General features: G+C 66.3%; 16 protein-coding genes. 13 read left to right on the top strand and 3 right to left on the bottom strand.

Going from position 1 to position 15862, the window contains the following annotated elements:
- Window positions 1-24: 24 nt before the first annotated feature.
- The gene (locus IIE29_RS14670) at window positions 25-1767 is read right to left on the bottom strand and encodes a 5'-3' exonuclease H3TH domain-containing protein (RefSeq protein ID WP_343071919.1); all 1743 of its coding nucleotides are present in this window, start codon (window positions 1765-1767) and stop codon (window positions 25-27) included.
- Window positions 1768-1844: 77 nt separating this feature from the next.
- On the opposite strand from IIE29_RS14670, the gene IIE29_RS14675 reads away from it, so the two are divergent.
- The gene (locus tag IIE29_RS14675; protein WP_209326147.1) at window positions 1845-2777 is read left to right on the top strand and encodes a metal-dependent hydrolase; all 933 of its coding nucleotides are present in this window, start codon (window positions 1845-1847) and stop codon (window positions 2775-2777) included.
- A gap of 276 nt (window positions 2778-3053) precedes the next feature.
- Window positions 3054-3809, top strand: a complete 756-nt coding sequence (locus IIE29_RS14680) for a polyprenol monophosphomannose synthase (RefSeq protein ID WP_209326049.1) — start codon at window positions 3054-3056, stop codon at window positions 3807-3809.
- Between the two features lie 117 nt (window positions 3810-3926).
- Here the strand turns inward: IIE29_RS14680 and IIE29_RS14685 are convergent, their stop codons facing one another.
- Window positions 3927-4268 carry an RNA polymerase-binding protein RbpA gene (locus tag IIE29_RS14685; protein WP_209326050.1) on the bottom strand — a complete coding sequence of 114 codons (342 nt, stop codon included), beginning with the start codon at window positions 4266-4268 and terminating at the stop codon, window positions 3927-3929.
- Between the two features lie 62 nt (window positions 4269-4330).
- The gene (locus IIE29_RS14690) at window positions 4331-5104 is read right to left on the bottom strand and encodes a glycerophosphodiester phosphodiesterase family protein (protein ID WP_209326051.1); all 774 of its coding nucleotides are present in this window, start codon (window positions 5102-5104) and stop codon (window positions 4331-4333) included.
- A gap of 55 nt (window positions 5105-5159) precedes the next feature.
- Here IIE29_RS14690 and IIE29_RS14695 point away from each other — a divergent pair, with 55 nt between their 5' ends.
- The 11 genes from IIE29_RS14695 (at window position 5160) to IIE29_RS14745 (ending at window position 15859) form a co-directional block, all read left to right on the top strand.
- Window positions 5160-5483 carry a hypothetical protein gene (locus tag IIE29_RS14695; protein ID WP_209326052.1) on the top strand — a complete coding sequence of 108 codons (324 nt, stop codon included), beginning with the start codon at window positions 5160-5162 and terminating at the stop codon, window positions 5481-5483.
- Between the two features lie 239 nt (window positions 5484-5722).
- Window positions 5723-6532, top strand: coding sequence for a septal ring lytic transglycosylase RlpA family protein (locus IIE29_RS14700; RefSeq protein ID WP_209326053.1), 810 nt, complete (start codon window positions 5723-5725; stop codon window positions 6530-6532).
- Between the two features lie 284 nt (window positions 6533-6816).
- Window positions 6817-8169, top strand: a complete 1353-nt coding sequence (locus IIE29_RS14705; RefSeq protein WP_209326054.1) for a flavin monoamine oxidase family protein — start codon at window positions 6817-6819, stop codon at window positions 8167-8169.
- A 58-nt stretch (window positions 8170-8227) separates the two neighbouring features.
- The gene (locus tag IIE29_RS14710) at window positions 8228-9751 is read left to right on the top strand and encodes an APC family permease (protein WP_209326055.1); all 1524 of its coding nucleotides are present in this window, start codon (window positions 8228-8230) and stop codon (window positions 9749-9751) included.
- Window positions 9748-10155 carry a helix-turn-helix transcriptional regulator gene (locus IIE29_RS14715; RefSeq protein ID WP_209326056.1) on the top strand — a complete coding sequence of 136 codons (408 nt, stop codon included), beginning with the start codon at window positions 9748-9750 and terminating at the stop codon, window positions 10153-10155. Before IIE29_RS14710 ends, IIE29_RS14715 begins: the two co-directional genes overlap by 4 nt.
- Before the next feature lie 19 nt (window positions 10156-10174).
- On the top strand, window positions 10175-10585 hold the full coding sequence (locus tag IIE29_RS14720; RefSeq protein WP_209326057.1) for a VOC family protein: 411 nt from the start codon (window positions 10175-10177) through the stop codon (window positions 10583-10585).
- 5 nt (window positions 10586-10590) lie between these two features.
- Entirely contained in the window at window positions 10591-12966 is a 2376-nt protein-coding gene (locus IIE29_RS14725) for an ATP-binding cassette domain-containing protein (RefSeq protein ID WP_209326058.1), read from the top strand.
- 170 nt (window positions 12967-13136) lie between these two features.
- A complete protein-coding gene (locus IIE29_RS14730; RefSeq protein ID WP_343071920.1) occupies window positions 13137-13607 on the top strand; it encodes a transglycosylase family protein in 471 nt (156 codons plus the stop codon).
- 249 nt (window positions 13608-13856) lie between these two features.
- Entirely contained in the window at window positions 13857-14306 is a 450-nt protein-coding gene (locus IIE29_RS14735) for a DUF1801 domain-containing protein (protein WP_209326060.1), read from the top strand.
- A gap of 56 nt (window positions 14307-14362) precedes the next feature.
- The gene (locus IIE29_RS14740) at window positions 14363-14872 is read left to right on the top strand and encodes a hotdog fold domain-containing protein (RefSeq protein WP_209326061.1); all 510 of its coding nucleotides are present in this window, start codon (window positions 14363-14365) and stop codon (window positions 14870-14872) included.
- 240 nt (window positions 14873-15112) lie between these two features.
- Entirely contained in the window at window positions 15113-15859 is a 747-nt protein-coding gene (locus IIE29_RS14745) for a DUF5058 family protein (RefSeq protein WP_209326062.1), read from the top strand.
- The last annotated feature ends 3 nt before the right edge of the window (window positions 15860-15862 follow it).

Here is a 15862-nt window from a genome sequence, read left to right on the forward strand (position 1 = left end):
GATAGTCGGTGTCGAGTCTAGCGTTCAGGCCATCGGCCACGAACCGTCGACGACGGCCTCGGCGTTGCTCTTCTTCCGCAGCCAGGCCTGCAGTCCGGCGGCCTGGGAGCGCTTCCAGTCGGCTTGTGCGGCCATGATCTCGGCATTGCTGAGCACCGCGATTTCAGTGGACTTTTCGGCCAATGCACGGGAAATGTCCAGCGCGGCCAGCGCGTCCGCGGCGGCATCGTGAGCATCGAGGAGATCGACCCGGTAGATCTTCGCAGTCTCGATCAGAGTCCGCTTGCCCTTGCGGTAGGGGTCGATCTGCTTGTCGAGGACGAAGGTGTCGACGATCGTGGGGATGATCGCGGCGAAGTCGATGTCCGGACGGTGCCGGGCCACCTCGGCGGCCATGACGCTGAGGTCGTAGACGACATTGTGGCCGACGACGACTGCCCCTTCGTCCCTGAGCGCGGAGAACACCTCGCACAGTTCGGTCACCGTCTGCTGGGCAGGAGCCCCGTTGGCCTGTGCGAACTCAGTGGTGATGCCGTGCACGGCGCGCGCGGACTCGGGAATCTCGATTCCGGGATCGGACAGCCAGGTGCGCACCTCGGCTGCGGAGTCGACGAAGGCGGCGGTGACGATGCGAGCGGACGCCGGATCGACCCCCGTGGTCTCGAGATCGAAGCCGACGAGTCGCGACTGCACCCAGGGCGGCGCTGCGCTGATCGGCTCTTCGGTCATCGTAGGTGCCGGTGCCGATGTCGTCGGGGGAGCGTCGAGGCAGGGCACTGTCGCTGATGGAACGGAGGTGTGCGCAACTGCGTCCTGAGTCTCGACAACGATCACGGACGCGGATGATGCGACGCTGGAGATGGTTTCGAGAGCCGAGGCGAGATTATCCGCGGAGCGGCGGATGTTCTGTCCCTCCGCCGCCTGCGCGAGAGCGACGCGGTCGAAGGCGTTCGGCACGGATTCGAGGTCGATTCCGTGGTCGACGTCGGTCAGGCAGCGCATGACCTCGAGCGTCTTGTACAGGATGTCCTCGACCTCGATGATGGTGGCCGCGCGTTTGGGGCTCAGACCGCCGGTCTTCACTCCTGCTTTGGCGGCTGTGATGATCGAGTCGAGCGAACCGAAGTTCTCCAGCAGGGTCGCCGCCGTCTTCTCCCCGATGCCGGGGGCGCCGGGCAGTCCGTCGGAGGGGTCTCCGCGCAGGGCGGCGAGCTCCCGGTAGCGCCTGCCGTCCGGCACTCCGTACGCGGCGGGCAGATCGGCCTGCGTCACTGCCTCCCATTCTCCTCCCTTGCGCGGTCGGAGCACGCTCACCTCGGTGTTCGAGTCCAGCAGCGCCAGCAGGTCCCGGTCCGGGGAGACGATGACGACGGGGGAGCGCGACTCGGCGGCCATCGTCGCGATGACATCATCGGCCTCGGTGCCCTCCACCTCGGCGATGGGGATGCCCGCTGCGGTGAGCGCCCGGTTCAGAATCGGCAGCTGTGCCGCGAGTTCGGGCGGGATCTCCGTGCCGGCTTCCTCATCCTTGACCCGCGCCGCCTTGTATTCGGGCATGATCGCGGTGCGGAAGGCGGGGCGCCAATCCGCGTCCATCGTCGCCACCACTCGGTCGGTCTCGAAGCGGCGGATCATCTGTGCGACGGTGTCGAGCACGCCTCTGACGGCGTTGACCGGCTGACCGTCGTCGTTGACGATCGAATCCGGCACCGAGTAGAAGGCGCGATAGTACAGTGCGGGCGTATCGAGCAGAACCAAGGGCTTCACATCGGATGACGATACCCGACGGTCCTGACACAGGTGTAGCCGCGGGCGGCGGACGGTGTAGCCTGTCGGCTGTGACTATGTACTTTGGCGGAGATGTGTACAGCAGCGTCGATCCCTTCGCGACGGCGCTCGGGTGCGAGGACGGCGCGATCTCGTTCATCGGTTCCGACGAGGCCGCGAAGGCCCTCGACCCGAAAGCGGTCGACCTGGCCGATGATTTCCTCACCCCGGGGTTCGTCCACGCGGGCCTGGTCCTCGACGGATCGGCTCCGACGGCGAGCGAACTGCATGAACAGGGCTTCACCCACGTGCATGCCCTCGGCAGCGCCGAGGCGATCGCCGAATTCTCCGCCGGGGCCCCGCAGGGTCTGTCGATCATCGACTACCCGACCCTGAATGCGGAGACCGCGGATGCCGAGGCGGTGCGGGCGTCGACGGACGCGGCGGATCTGCTGTCGCGGCAGAGCCTTCCGGCGCTCAGTCTCTTCGTCCGCGTGGAGTCGAACGACCGCCTCGAACAGGTGCTCGAGCGTCTGGGGAACGAAGCCGCTCATGCCCAGCGCCACGGTTTTCGGCTGCTGCTCGACTTCGCCGTGGCCGAGGCGCAGGTCGAGGCGCTCGGCCGCTCCGGAGTGGCGATCACGCTCGATCCCGCGCGACCGCAGCCGCTGTCTCAGCTCTTGGCCGCGGGAGCCCAGGTCTCGCTCAGCCATTCGCAGTCCTCGCCCTGGGCCAGTGTGCGCGACGCCGTCGTCGGCGAGAACGGCATCGGCGCTCGAGCAGGCTTCAATGCCGCGACTCGCTTCGCTCATCGAGCGGCGGGCAACCCCGAGGGCGGTGTGCTCGCTCCGGGCGCGGCGGCTGACATCGTCCGCTGGAATGTCGAGCGTCTGGTCGTCCAGGTCGCCGATCCGCGCGTCGCCGCGTGGAGCACCGATCCGCGCTCGGGGACGCCGGGCCTGCCGGAGCTGGCGCCGGAAGTGCCGCTTCCCACTCGCGTGGAGCTCTGAGATCTCCGCGCCCGCAGACGTGTCCAGCCGACACGCCGAGAGGCGGAGACTTTTCTTCCGGAGATCTGCGCTCCTGACCAGCGGATTCAGGCATCGTCCCTGGTCACAGCGATTTTGCAAAGTCATGACCGGCCGCTAGATTCGAGTTGAACATCCCACAGCACGTGGGATGGGGTCGGCACTCCCGTCATTAGATAACTCACCGCGGCAGCGGCGTGGTCCGAAGGCGGGGGTGTCGACTCATTGTCCGGGGTGTGAACGCGTATCGTGGGGTCCGTGCCTTCCAAGACTCTCATCGTGATCCCGACCTACAACGAACGCCTCGCCCTGCCGGTGACCCTCTCCGGGCTGTTCGACCAGCAGCCGGAGGTCGACGTCCTCGTCGTCGACGACGGCTCACCCGACGGCACGGGGGAGTGGGCGGAGGAACGGGCCGCGTCCGATCCGCGCATCCATGTTCTCCATCGGAGTGAGAAGTCCGGCCTCGGCATGGCCTATATCGCCGGTTTCGAATGGGCGCTCGCGCGCGATTACGACATCATCTGCGAATTCGATGCCGATGGTTCGCACCGCCCCCTCGACCTCGGTCAGCTGCTCGACGTCGCCCGCTCGGGTCGGGCCGACCTCGTCATCGGGTCCAGATGGGTGCCCGGGGGCGCGATCGTCGACTGGCCGAGATCCCGGTTCCTCCTCTCTCGCGGCGCCAATGTCTATGTCAATGCAGTCATGGGACTCGGCGTCAGGGACGCGACCGCTGGCTTCCGCGCCTATACACGTCCGGCGCTCGAGGCGCTCGACCTCTCGGGCGTGCAGTCGCAGGGCTACTGCTTCCAGATCGACATGACCTATCGCACGCTCGAGGCCGGGTTCCGCATTGCCGAGGTGCCCGTCGTCTTCGTCGAACGCGAGCTCGGCGAGTCGAAGATGAGCGGATCGATCATCACCGAGGCCTTCACGAAAGTCGCCGGTTGGGGTCTGACTCGCCGCCGCAATCAGCTGCGTCGTCTGCTCCGGCGGTCGAAGACGGGCTGAGGGCGCACCGAGCGACTCTCCCCGCCGCTCGGAGGCCCCGGGCACGTCGCTGAGACGACCGAGGGGGTGCAGGTCCGATGACCTGCACCCCCTCTCGGCTGTTCTCCCGACACGGGCTCAGCCCTGTGCGGGAACCTCTCCGCGTCGGATCGCGAGACGCTCGTCGAGGAGCACCTGGAGTTCGTCGAAGGACCGACGCTCAAGGAGCATGTCCCAGTGGGATCGCACGTGCTTGACAGGTTCACCGTCGGGCTCGTTCATGCCGACGCGCACGCCGATGCCGTGGAGTCCGGAGTCCCAGGTCGAAGGGACCTCGGCTTCGATGGAGAAGGGCACCTTGAACCGCGTTCCGTCCTCGCATTCGAATTCGACCATCTGACGCGGTGCCGGCTCGACGCCCTCTTCGCTTTCGAGGCTGCGTGAGCCCAACTGTGTTCCGCGGAGACTGCGTTCGCTCATATCTAAGACCTTCCGACTCGACTGCACACCTTGGACGCAATGTAACAGTCTACCGCTTCCTCCTATTCCCCGGAACGCCGCGTGCGGGCGAGCACCTCGAGGCCCATTTCGACCCGGTCGGTGACGATGCCGTCGACACCGAGCTCGAGCAGGGACCGCATCGACTCGGCCTCGTTGACCGTCCACACGTGCACGAGCAGGCCCGAACGGTGCGCGCGATCGACGAAGTCGGCCGTGACGACGGGAAGCCCCTTGAACCGCTCAGGAACCTGCAGGGCATCGACCTCCGGCGCCAGCGGTGCCGCGCCGTGTGCGGGGAGCCCAGGGAGCCGCCCGAGCGCGAACAGCGCCGTCTCGGCCCTGCCGGTGGAGGTGCGCACTCCCGGCAGGGCAGCGCGCAGCCTGCGCAGGGTCGCCGTGTCGAACGACGCCAGGCGGATGCGAGCAGCGGCATCATGATTGTGGACGAACCGGATCATCGGTCCGATGCTGTGCGCAGCCTTGACATCGATGTTCCACTCGACCCCGGGAAGCTCCCCGAGCAGGGTCTCGAGACGCGGGAGGCGCCCTCCTGCGATGAGTTCGACATCGTCGAGCTCGGCGGCGGTGAGTTCGACGATGCTGTCGGCGCGTCCGGCGATGCGCTGCAGATCGGAATCGTGTGCGGCGAAGAGAACACCGTCGGCGGAGACATGGACGTCTGTCTCCATCCAGCGGACGCCCATTGCGGCAGCAGCGCGGAAGGCGTCGAGCGTGTTCTCGCTCATGTCCGGCCACCGGCCGCCACGATGCGCGATGATCTCTGGGTCTGCGGTGACCTCCGGCTGGGAATTCATTCTCCGATCCTATCCGGGTGTTGATTTCGACAGGGGCGTCGTCAAGGATGGTCACATGAGCTCACATCGCGAACCCATCGAACCCGACGACGTCATCGACTCGACCTCGAAGACACCGACCGAGCGCGTCCGCTGGGCGGCAGGTCGCGCCTACGGCGCAGCCAGCAGCGGCGTGAGGAATGTGCGCGAGGCGACTTCGTCCTCCCGCCTCATCGAGTCCGCGGAGAACACGATGAATCGGGCGCTGGGCAGCGTCTCTCACGCAATAGACGATGCAGTGCGCAGCGGCAAGGTCGAACGCGCCTTCGACAGAGCGCAGGCGACCGTGACCTCGGGCGCCGAAGGGGTGCGCAAGCTGGTCTCCCGCAGGTCCCGCTGATCTCCCCGGACGCTCACTCCTCGCCCTGAGCGGCTCCGCTCGGAGGCGGAAGCCGTCGCTCGCTGTGGCACACCGATCCGGTGTGCCACATTGCATTTGTAACAGTTCCTTAATTAGACTGTGCTCAGGTAACGATCCGATAACTTGGAGTCTTTCCTCGCGAGCAGTGCTGCGACGAGGACTTCCCCCGCATCTCCGAGTTGACGAGACATTCTGTGACGACGACGAGGAACACAACTGTGGGCAGACACTCAGCACCGAGCACCAAACGGAGCGGTTCGATCTTCTCGGCTCTGACCGCGAAGAAGAGATCCGGTCGGCATTCTCCCGACCGCAGCGCGAACACGGCCGGGGGAGTGCTGGCCGCCGTACGCACACGACCGGTGCTCTCAGCATTCATCGTGCCCACCGCCGCCACTGCCGCCGTCGTCGCCTCGAGCCTGGCCATGGCTCCCGAGGACGCCGCCCCGGGCGGAGAGGTCATCGCCGAAGCGCCCGCCGTGGCGACCGCCGAGCCGACCAAGGCCACCGACGAGTTCCTGGCCAAGGCGAAGAAGCAGGCCAAGCAGAAGCCCGGCGAGATCACCATCGAGACGAAGGTCGAGACCCCGGACCCCGAGCCCGAGAAGCCGAAGCAGAGCGAACCCGAGCAGCCGGCCGACACGGGCGGGTCCGCCGGCGGCGGTGAGCCCGCGAAGGGCGGATCCGCCTCCGACGACAACGATCAGCCCTCGAAGTCCGGGGAATCGGCCGGCGAGTCCGGCAGCTGCCCGATGTCCTACTACGGAGGCGGCGACGGATTCGACGGCAGGCAGACCGCCAACGGAGAGGCCTTCGACACGAACAAACTCACCGCGGCGCACAAGTCTCTGCCTTTCGGCTCGAAGGTCAAGATCACGAACACCGCGAACGGCAAGTCCGTGACAGTGCGCGTCAATGATCGCGGCCCGTACCACGGCAATCGCTGCTTCGACCTGTCCAAGGCCGCCATGGAAGCCGTCGGCGGAGTCGGCGCCGGTCAGATCAACGGCAAGTACGAGGTGCAGTGATCCGCGCCGACGGCCTCTGATGCCTCAGTGACTGCCCACCACGCGGTCCGTGCGATTCTGCACGGGCCGCGTGTGCGCATCTGCGGAATCCATGATTCGGGCCGGGGCAAGAATTTTTCCGACCGCCGAGGTCCGCAGGCGAGGTCGACGCTTCGGCCCAGACGTGCGTGTTCGTCAGCGGCCGAGAGCCGATGCGGATTCCGCACCCCCGGGTTCTCGCCTTGGCAGAAACGCATGGGCTGGCTAGTCTGAACCCATCCAAACACCTGTCGGAGGAGATCGCTATGTCGGAAGAAGCCTGTGATGTCGTCATCGGCGGAGCGGGCCCGACCGGCCTGAGCGCCGCCCGGCGACTGCGCAGGGAGGGACGCAGCGTCATCGTCCTCGAAGCCCGCGACCGCGTCGGAGGCCGCACCTGGACCGATCACATCGACGGACAGATGTACGAGCTCGGCGGCCAATGGATCTCGCCCGACCAGACCGCACTGCTCGAACTCGTCGCAGAACTCGGCAAAGAGACCTACCCGAGGTACCGCGACGGCGACAGCGTCTACATCGCTCCCGATGGGACCCGCACCGTCTACAGCGGCGACATGTTCCCCGTGGCGGAGTCGACCCGGGCCGAGATGGAGCGGCTCATCGCCGTGCTCGACGAGCTCGCTGCCAGGATCGGACCGAAGGCACCCTGGCACGCTCCCGACGCGGCCGAACTCGACTCGATCTCCTTCCACCACTGGCTGCGAGAGCAGTCGGACGACGAACTCGCCTGTGAGAACATCGGACTGTTCATCGCAGGCGGCATGCTGACGAAGCCGGCCACCGCCTTCTCCGCCCTCCAAGCGGTGCTGATGGCCGCCTCGGCGGGGTCCTTCACGCACCTCGTCGACGACCACTTCATCCTCGACCGTCGCGTCGTCGGCGGTATGCAGTCGGTGTCCGTGCAGATGGCCGCCGAGCTCGGCGAGGACACCGTGCGTCTGGGACAGCCGGTGCGCAGGATCGACTGGACCGCCGACGCGGTGACGGCCTCCACGGATGAACTCACCGTTCGCGCCGACCGGGCGATCATCGCAGTCCCGCCGAACCTCTACTCGCGCATCACCTTCGACCCACCGCTGCCGCGACTGCAGCAGGTCTTCCACCAGCATCAGTCGATGGGCCTGGTCATCAAGGTCCACGCCACCTACGACACCCCTTTCTGGCGCGAGCAGGGCCTGTCCGGCACGGGATTCGGTGCCGGACGCCTCGTCCAGGAGGTCTACGACAACACGAACCACGGGGAGGAGCAGGGCACGCTGGTCGGCTTCATCTCCGATGTCCGCGCCGACGCCATGTGGGCACTCGACGAGGAGACGAGGCGGGAGCAGATTCTCCGCTCCCTCGCCGAGTTCCTCGGCCCACAGGCCCTCGAGCCCCGGGTGTTCTACCTCTCGGACTTCGGTGCCGAGGAATGGACCCGCGGTGCGTATGCGACGAGCTATGATCTCGGCGGGCTCCACCGGTGGGGCCGGTATCAGAACGATCCGGTCGGCCCGCTGCACTTCGCCAGCTCCGACATCGCGGCCGAAGGCTATCAGCATGTCGACGGAGCGGTGCGGATCGGAACCGCCACCGCCGAGCGGATCCTCGAGGGTTGACCCAGCCGTCACAGACATTGCGTCCGACCGCCCGAACCGAGCCTGAAACGACCGAGCCATGAGCAGCACATCGACGTCACCGTCGCCCACCTCGGGCGGACTGAGTTCGAAGGGACTCTCCGCCGGCAAGATCGGGGCCATCGGGGGAGCCGTCATCGGCATCTCCTGCATCGCTCCGGCCTACACCCTGACGTCCGGACTGGGGCCGACGATCTCCGAAGTCGGAGTCCACACCCCAGCGGTCCTGCTCATCGGCTTCGTGCCCATGCTCCTCGTCGTCTTCGGCTACCGAGAGCTGAACACGGCGATGCCGGACTCCGGCACCACCTTCACCTGGGCGACTCGGGCCTTCGGACCGTGGCTCGGCTGGATGGGCGGCTGGGGGCTCGTCGCGGCCACCGTCCTGGTACTCTCGAACCTCGCGGCCGTGGCGGTGGACTTCCTCTTCCTCCTCCTGTCCCAGGTGTTCTCCGATCCGCAGATCGCCGAACTCACCCGTGTCCTGTGGATCAACATCCCCGTCACCGTGCTCCTCACTGCCGCCGCGGCGTGGGTGTCCTACCGAGGGGTCGAGGCCACGGAGAAGCTCCAGGTGTGGCTCGTCGCCTTCCAGGTCCTCGCTCTGGGCTGGTTCGTCATCGCCGCGCTCGTCCATGTCGCCGGCGGCACGGCCTTCGACGCGACACCGGTCTCACTCGACTGGTTCAACCCGCTGTCCGCCGGTGACTTCTCCACTGTCGCCGCCGCGGTGTCGCTGTCGATCTTCCTGTTCTGGGGCTGGGACACGGTGATCACGATGAACGAGGAGGCGAAGAACCCGGAGAAGACCCCGGGCAGGGCCGCGCTGCTCACGATCCTCGCGATCGTCATCATCTACATCGCCTGCACCGTCGCGGTCATCTCCTTCGCGGGAGTCGGCAGCGAAGGCCTGGGCGCAGGCAATCCTGACAACCAGGAATCGATCTTCGCCTCCCTCGCCGGTCCTGTGATGGGCCCGTTCGCGGTGCTCGTCTCGATCGCCGTCCTCTCGAGCTCCCTGTCGTCTCTGCAGGCGACGATGGTCTCGCCTTCGCGCACGATCCTCGCGATGGGCCACTACGGTGCCCTGCCGGAGAAGTACGGACGCATCTCACGGCGGTACAAGTCGCCCTCGGTTGCCACGATCACCTCGGCCGGGGCGGCGATCATCTTCTACGTCGTCATGCGGCTGCTGTCGGAGAACGCCCTGTGGGACACGATCACCGCCCTGGGGCTCATGGTCTGCTTCTACTACGGCATCACCGGCCTGGCCTGCATCTGGTACTTCCGCCGCACGCTTTTCACATCGGCGCACACACTGTTCTTCCGGTTCCTGTTCCCCCTCATCGGGGGAGTGACCCTGCTCATCATCTTCTTCACGACCGCGATCGATTCGCTCGACCCCGACTACGGTTCGGGCTCCTCCGTTTTCGGCATCGGTCTCGTCTTCGTGCTCGGCATCGGGGTCCTCCTCCTCGGCGTGGTCATCATGATCGTCCAATCGATCCGCCACCCGGCCTTCTTCCGGGGACAGACCCTGCGCCAGGGCGTCGACGCGGGATGAGAGAGCAGCTGGTCGCTCTGCGGCGGGTCCGCGACCGCATCGACCGGGAGTTCGACCGGCCTCTGAGCGTCGAGGCCCTCGCTGCGGGCGAGCACATGTCCGCCGGTCACCTGAGTCGGCAGTTCAAAGCCGCATTCGGGGAGTCCCCGTACTCCTATCTGATGACGCGCAGGATCGAACGCGCCATGGCGCTCATCCGCCGCGGAGACCTCACGATCACGGAGATCTGCTTCACCGTCGGCTTCTCCTCTCTGGGCACCTTCAGCACCCGCTTCAGCGAGCTCGTCGGCGTCTCGCCCCGCCAGTACCGCGACGGCGTCATCGCCGGTGAGCACCGGCTGCCGACGATCGTGGTGAAGAATGCGCTGAGACCGGTCAGGAATCGAGAAGCCCCGCCGTCGTGAGCGGTCTACGATTGCTCACATGGATATCTCGATCAGCGCCAGCTTCCTGCCCCATGTCGATGCCGAAGAATCCCTCGCCTTCTACCGGGACGTGCTCGGCTTCGAGCTTCGGCTCGATGTCGGTTCCGGCCGGATGCGCTGGCTGACGGTCGGTCCCGTCGACCAGCCCGACACGTCCATCGTGCTCACTCCCGCCGTCACCGATCCGACCATCAGCTCCGCCGAGCGCGAGGTCATCGAATCCCTCATGGCCAAGGGCAGCTTCGCCGCGATCGTGCTGGCGAGCACGAACGTCGACGCGACCTTCGCCGAGGTCGAGGCCAAAGGCGCCGATATCGTCCAGGAGCCGATGGACCAGCCCTATGGGCTGCGCGACTGCGCCCTGCGCGATCCTGCAGGGAACATGATCCGCATCCAGCAGAAGGGGTGAAGCCGGTGCACGCGGCCGACAGCCATGATCTCATCCGCGTCAGCGGGCCGCGGGAGAACAATCTGAAGAACGTCACCGTCGACATCCCCAAGCGTCGGCTGACAGTGTTCACCGGAGTCTCCGGATCGGGCAAGAGCTCATTGGTGTTCCATACGATCGCCGCCGAATCGCAGCGGATGATCAATGAGACGTATTCGGCCTTCGTCCAAGGATTCATGCCGGCCATGGCCCGCCCGGAGGTCGATGTCCTCGAGGGGCTGACGACCGCGATCCTCGTCGATCAGGAGCGGATCGGGGCGAACCCGCGGTCGACGGTGGGCACCGTCTCCGACATCAACGCGAAGCTGCGCACCCTCTTCGCCCGCCTGGCCGAACCGAACCTCGGCTCGACGAACGCCTATTCGTTCAATGTCGCCACGATCAGCGGAAAGGGCGCCGTCACCACCCAGAAAGGGGAGGGCAAGCAGGTCGAGCGCCGGAGCTTCTCCGTCAACGGCGGCATGTGTCCGCACTGCGAGGGAATGGGCACGTCCACGGACATCGACATCGCCGAGGTGATCGACGAGTCCAAATCCCTCAATGAGGGAGCGATCATGATTCCCGGGTACAAGCCCGGAGGCTGGAACGTCCGCTTCTACTCCGAATCCGGGTTCTTCGACGCCGACGCACCGATCTCCGACTATGACCAGAAGGCACGCCGCATCCTCCTGTACGCCGAGGGCGAGAAGATCAGGATCAACGGCACGAACATGACCTTCGACGGCCTGATCCCCAGGATCCGCCGCTCGTTCCTGTCGAAGGATCGGGAAGCGATGCAGAAGCATGTCCGGGAATTCGTCGACCGCGCCGTCGTCTATGCCGAATGCCCCGAATGCGCGGGCACCCGTCTCAACTCCGCCGCCCGGAGCTCCCTGGTGGCAGGGAAGTCCATCGCCGAGGTGTGCGCCCTGCAGATCTCGGACATCGACGAGTGGCTGGCGCGGATCGACGACGCGGCGGCGACGGCCCTGCTCCAATCGCTGCGCGCCGACGTCCAGGCCTTCATCGACATCGGGCTCGGCTACCTCTCACTCGACCGTTCGGCGGGATCGCTCTCCGGCGGCGAGGCGCAGCGGATCAAGCTCGTCCGCCATCTCGGCTCCTCGCTGACAGACGTGACCTATGTCTTCGACGAACCGACCATCGGCCTGCACCCGCACGACATCCAGGCGATGAACGAGCTGCTGCTGGCGCTGCGGGACAAGGGCAACACGGTCCTCGTCGTCGAACACAAGCCCGAGACGATCCTCATCGCCGATCACATCATCGACCTGGGTCCCGGCGCCGGGAGCAGCGGGGGAGAGGTCACCTTCACCGGCACGGTCGCCGAGCTGCGCGAGAGCGACACCCTCACCGGTCGTCACCTCGGATACACCGCCGCGCTCAAGGACACGGTGCGCAGGCCTTCGGGGGCGCTGGAGATCAGGGGAGCGGCCTCACACAATCTGCGCGACGTCGACGTCGACGTGCCGCTCGGTGCGCTCAGCGTCGTCACCGGCGTCGCCGGTTCGGGCAAGAGCAGCCTCATCGAGGGGTCGCTGCGGGGTCGGGACGGCATCGTGATGATCGATCAGGCTCCGATCAAGGGCTCGCGGCGCAGCAACCCGGCGACGTACACCGGACTGCTCGACCCCGTTCGCAAGGCCTTCGCCAAAGCGAACGGAGTCCGGCCCGCCCTGTTCAGTGCGAACTCCGAGGGTGCGTGTCCGGTGTGCAACGGGGCCGGCATCATCTACTCGGATATGGCGCTCATGGGCGGCGTGTCCGCGCCCTGCGACGAATGCGAGGGACGAGGCTTCCAGTCCCAGGTGCTCGAGTACACGCTCGGAGGGCTGAATATCCGGCAGGTGCTCGACCTGCCCGTGATCTCGGCCCTCGAGCACTTCGGCTCGGGGGAGTCGCGGATCCCCGCCGCGGCGAGGGTCCTCACCGTCCTGGCCGAGGTGGGCCTGGGCTATGTCAGCCTCGGACAGCCGCTGACGACGCTGTCCGGGGGAGAGCGTCAGAGGCTCAAGCTCGCGGTGCAGCTGTCGGCCAAGGCCGCCGATTCCGCACAGGTGATCATCCTCGACGAACCGACCACCGGACTCCACCTCGCCGATGTGGAGAATCTGCTGCGCCTGCTCGACGGTCTCGTCGACGGAGGGCGCACGGTCATCGTCATCGAACATCACCAGGCAGTCATGGCCCATGCCGACCACATCATCGACCTCGGTCCGGGTGCCGGGCACGACGGCGGGCGCATCGTCTTCGAAGGCAGCCCTGTCGAACTCGTCGCCGCAGCGTCGCAGCCGGAGGCGACCCTGACCGCGCGGCATCTGGCGGCCTACGTACGCGGATGACGCGGGGGAGCTGTCCCTCTCAGGCTCTGCTGAGGCTCTGCGGAGACGATTCGGATGCCATAATCGCTCTTTCGGGTTCACTCAGCGAGACGAATTCGTTACGGTGTATAACGGCTCGGTAACGGCCGGGTTACAGAACCGAAATGCAGTCGTACTTTGGAGATGACACAGTGAACCTCTACAGCACAAGCCTTCGCAAGGTCGGCCTGCTCGTCGGTGCCGGCGCAATCGCCGCCGCCGGAATGACCGGCCTCAGCGCAGGCCAGCCGGCCCAGGCATCCGAGGGCGGCGTCTGGGACAAGGTCGCCGAATGCGAGTCCGGCGGCGATTGGGACATCAACACCGGCAACGGCTACTACGGCGGCCTGCAGTTCTCCAAGCAGACCTGGAACGCCTTCGGCGGAAGCGGCACGGCCGACCAGCACAGCAAGAAGGAGCAGATCCGCATCGCTCAGAAGGTCCTCAAGGAGCAGGGCCCGGGTGCCTGGCCGACCTGCGGCAAGAAGGCCGGCCTGACGAAGTCCAACGGAGCCGCCGATGACGGCGGCGGCAAGAAGGACGACGGCGGCTCAAAGGACGACGGTGGCAAGAAGGACGACGGGAAGGTCGGCCTCGGCGGAAACGTCACCGTCAGCGGCTGATGATCTGCCGGTCCGATTGACTCGGATGCACGACGCGATGGCCGCGAACGACGCGCATGTCGTTCGCGGCCATCGTCGTCTCTGCGATGAGATGCTGGTGCATGACGAGAACTGGCAAGCTGCAGCGAACCGAGTGTCTGCGAGTGTGCAGCCCCTCCAGTATATCGCCGATAATATACATTATGTTAAGTAGATATCGGTGGACCCCTTCCCGACTGCCGATGAACACCGACACCGACAGGAATCGATATGGCGCACAGACAGCCCGCGATGCGGCCGACCGGCGAACCCGTGGCCGATGTGCTCGACCGCGCCCGCGGCCCCAGGCGCCCGGAGGCCGATGAGCTCTGCGCACTCCTCGCCGAGGTCTCCGGCCAGGAGCCTGTCGTCTGGGCCTCACGGATCATCGGCTTCGGCGAGGTCGAATACCGGTACGAGTCCGGACACGGCGGAACGATGCCCCTGCTCGCCTTCTCCCCCACGGCGACGCGCCACACCATCTATCTGACGAGCGACTTCGCGCAGCGATGGCCCGATCTCGTCGACCTGCTCGGCGAGCACCGCCGCGGGACCGCCTGCCTCTATCTCACACGCCTGAGCAGAGTCGACCGCGATGTCCTCAGGCAGCTGCTCGAGAGGACGCTCGCTCACACGCGGGACGAATGGTCGAATCAGCGCGCGACGGGCGACAGCGCATAGTCGGTCAGCGGGACTGCTAGGGTCTACCGATAGGTAACTCCGGAAAGGATCCTCCCATGACCGCAGACACCACGACCGCAGCAGAGACCGACGGCGCACCGGCGATCTACAGACTCTGGCAGAAGCTGAGCAGGCAGCCGCTGGGCAGATGGCTCTTCACTCAGGGCGTCTGCTTCAAGGCGCCGTACTTCCGCACCGTCCATCCCCGCATCCGCGAACTCCGCCCGGGTCTGTGCCGCGTCAGCGCCCCCAACCGCCGCGGGGTGCACAACCACATCGGCACCTTTCATGCCATCGCCTCGTGCAATATGGCGGAGATCGCCGCGGGCGTCATGACCGAGGCGACGGTTCCGACCACGCACCGCTGGATTCCGACCGGAATGACCGTCGACTACAACGCCAAGGCCACCACGGCAGTCACCGCGATCGCGCGGCTCGATCAGCTCCCTGAGTTCGGCGACGAGAAGTTCGACCTCGTCGTGCCCGTCGACGTCCTCGACGCTGCCGGCAATGCGTTCGTCACCGCCGCGATCACCATGCGCATCTCCAAGAAGAAGGATCGATAACCGGCGCTCCCGCCGCCGGCTCCGCACGGAGCACTCCCCCGCCGACCATCCGCTGCGCAGTCCGGTCGATTCTGCTCATGACCATCATCGGCATCTTCGTTCTCGGCAATTGGGAACTATCGCCTCAAGTCTGTGATCTGGGCCTCACTCGCGATACGTTACTGGAACACGTGATGGAGTACACGAGGTCGTGGACTCATCGCGCGGCGATTCCGACGACAGCGAAGTGAGGAGCCTGCCATGGCTGCAGCCAGCGGATCGGCCGACTACATCGGCCTCGCGAATGCACCGATTCTGTGGATCCTGGCGATGGCGGTGATGGGCGTCGTGGTCGTCCAGTCGCTCATCTACATGTCCGCAGTGAAGAAGAACGCCGAATCGGCCGGGATGAGCCAGCAGGAGGTCCGCTCGGCCTTCCGCGCCGGCGGAGTCGCCGCGATCGGCCCGTCCCTGTCCGTGGTGCTCGTCGCCATCGCACTCCTGCCCCTGTTCGGCACTCCCCCGGTCATCGTCCGGGTCGGTCTCATCGGCTCGGCCGCCACCGAAGTGGCCTCCGCCTCGCTCGCCGCCGGCACCATGGGCGCCAATCTCGGCGACGAGACCTTCACCCGCGGCGTCTTCATCGTCGCCCTCATGGCCATGAGCCTCTCCGGCGCAGGCTGGATGATCTCCACGCTCATCCTCACCCCGATCTTCAAGCGCAGCTCCAACCGGCTCGAGAAGGTCAATCCCGCGCTCATGTCGATCATCCCAGGTGCCGCACTCCTCGCGGCGTTCGCAGCACTGACCTTCCGCGAGATCCCGAAGTCACCCACCCATGTCATCGCCGTTGTGGTCTCGGCCATCGTGATGAGCATCTGCCTGCTCCTGGCACACACTTTCAGACAGCACTGGCTGAAGGAATGGGGCCTGGGCATCTCCCTGCTCATCGGCCTCGTCGCGGCCTACTTCGCCCACTACGCCGGTCTCGGCCTTCCCGACGCCTGAGGA

Source organism: Brevibacterium renqingii (assembly GCF_017808095.1).
GTDB lineage: Bacteria > Actinomycetota > Actinomycetes > Actinomycetales > Brevibacteriaceae > Brevibacterium > Brevibacterium renqingii.

Excerpts from the sequence above, each read along its gene's own strand:
- IIE29_RS14675 (WP_209326147.1), top strand. The coding sequence starts at position 1,845 with ATGTACTTTGGCGGAGATGTGTACAGCAGCGTCGATCCCTTCGCGACG.
- IIE29_RS14685 (WP_209326050.1), bottom strand. The coding sequence starts at position 4,268 with ATGAGCGAACGCAGTCTCCGCGGAACACAGTTGGGCTCACGCAGCCTC.
- IIE29_RS14690 (WP_209326051.1), bottom strand. The coding sequence starts at position 5,104 with ATGAATTCCCAGCCGGAGGTCACCGCAGACCCAGAGATCATCGCGCAT.
- IIE29_RS14695 (WP_209326052.1), top strand. The coding sequence starts at position 5,160 with ATGAGCTCACATCGCGAACCCATCGAACCCGACGACGTCATCGACTCG.
- IIE29_RS14705 (WP_209326054.1), top strand. The coding sequence starts at position 6,817 with ATGTCGGAAGAAGCCTGTGATGTCGTCATCGGCGGAGCGGGCCCGACC.
- IIE29_RS14710 (WP_209326055.1), top strand. The coding sequence starts at position 8,228 with ATGAGCAGCACATCGACGTCACCGTCGCCCACCTCGGGCGGACTGAGT.
- IIE29_RS14715 (WP_209326056.1), top strand. The coding sequence starts at position 9,748 with ATGAGAGAGCAGCTGGTCGCTCTGCGGCGGGTCCGCGACCGCATCGAC.
- IIE29_RS14720 (WP_209326057.1), top strand. The coding sequence starts at position 10,175 with ATGGATATCTCGATCAGCGCCAGCTTCCTGCCCCATGTCGATGCCGAA.
- IIE29_RS14735 (WP_209326060.1), top strand. The coding sequence starts at position 13,857 with ATGGCGCACAGACAGCCCGCGATGCGGCCGACCGGCGAACCCGTGGCC.
- IIE29_RS14740 (WP_209326061.1), top strand. The coding sequence starts at position 14,363 with ATGACCGCAGACACCACGACCGCAGCAGAGACCGACGGCGCACCGGCG.
- IIE29_RS14745 (WP_209326062.1), top strand. The coding sequence starts at position 15,113 with ATGGCTGCAGCCAGCGGATCGGCCGACTACATCGGCCTCGCGAATGCA.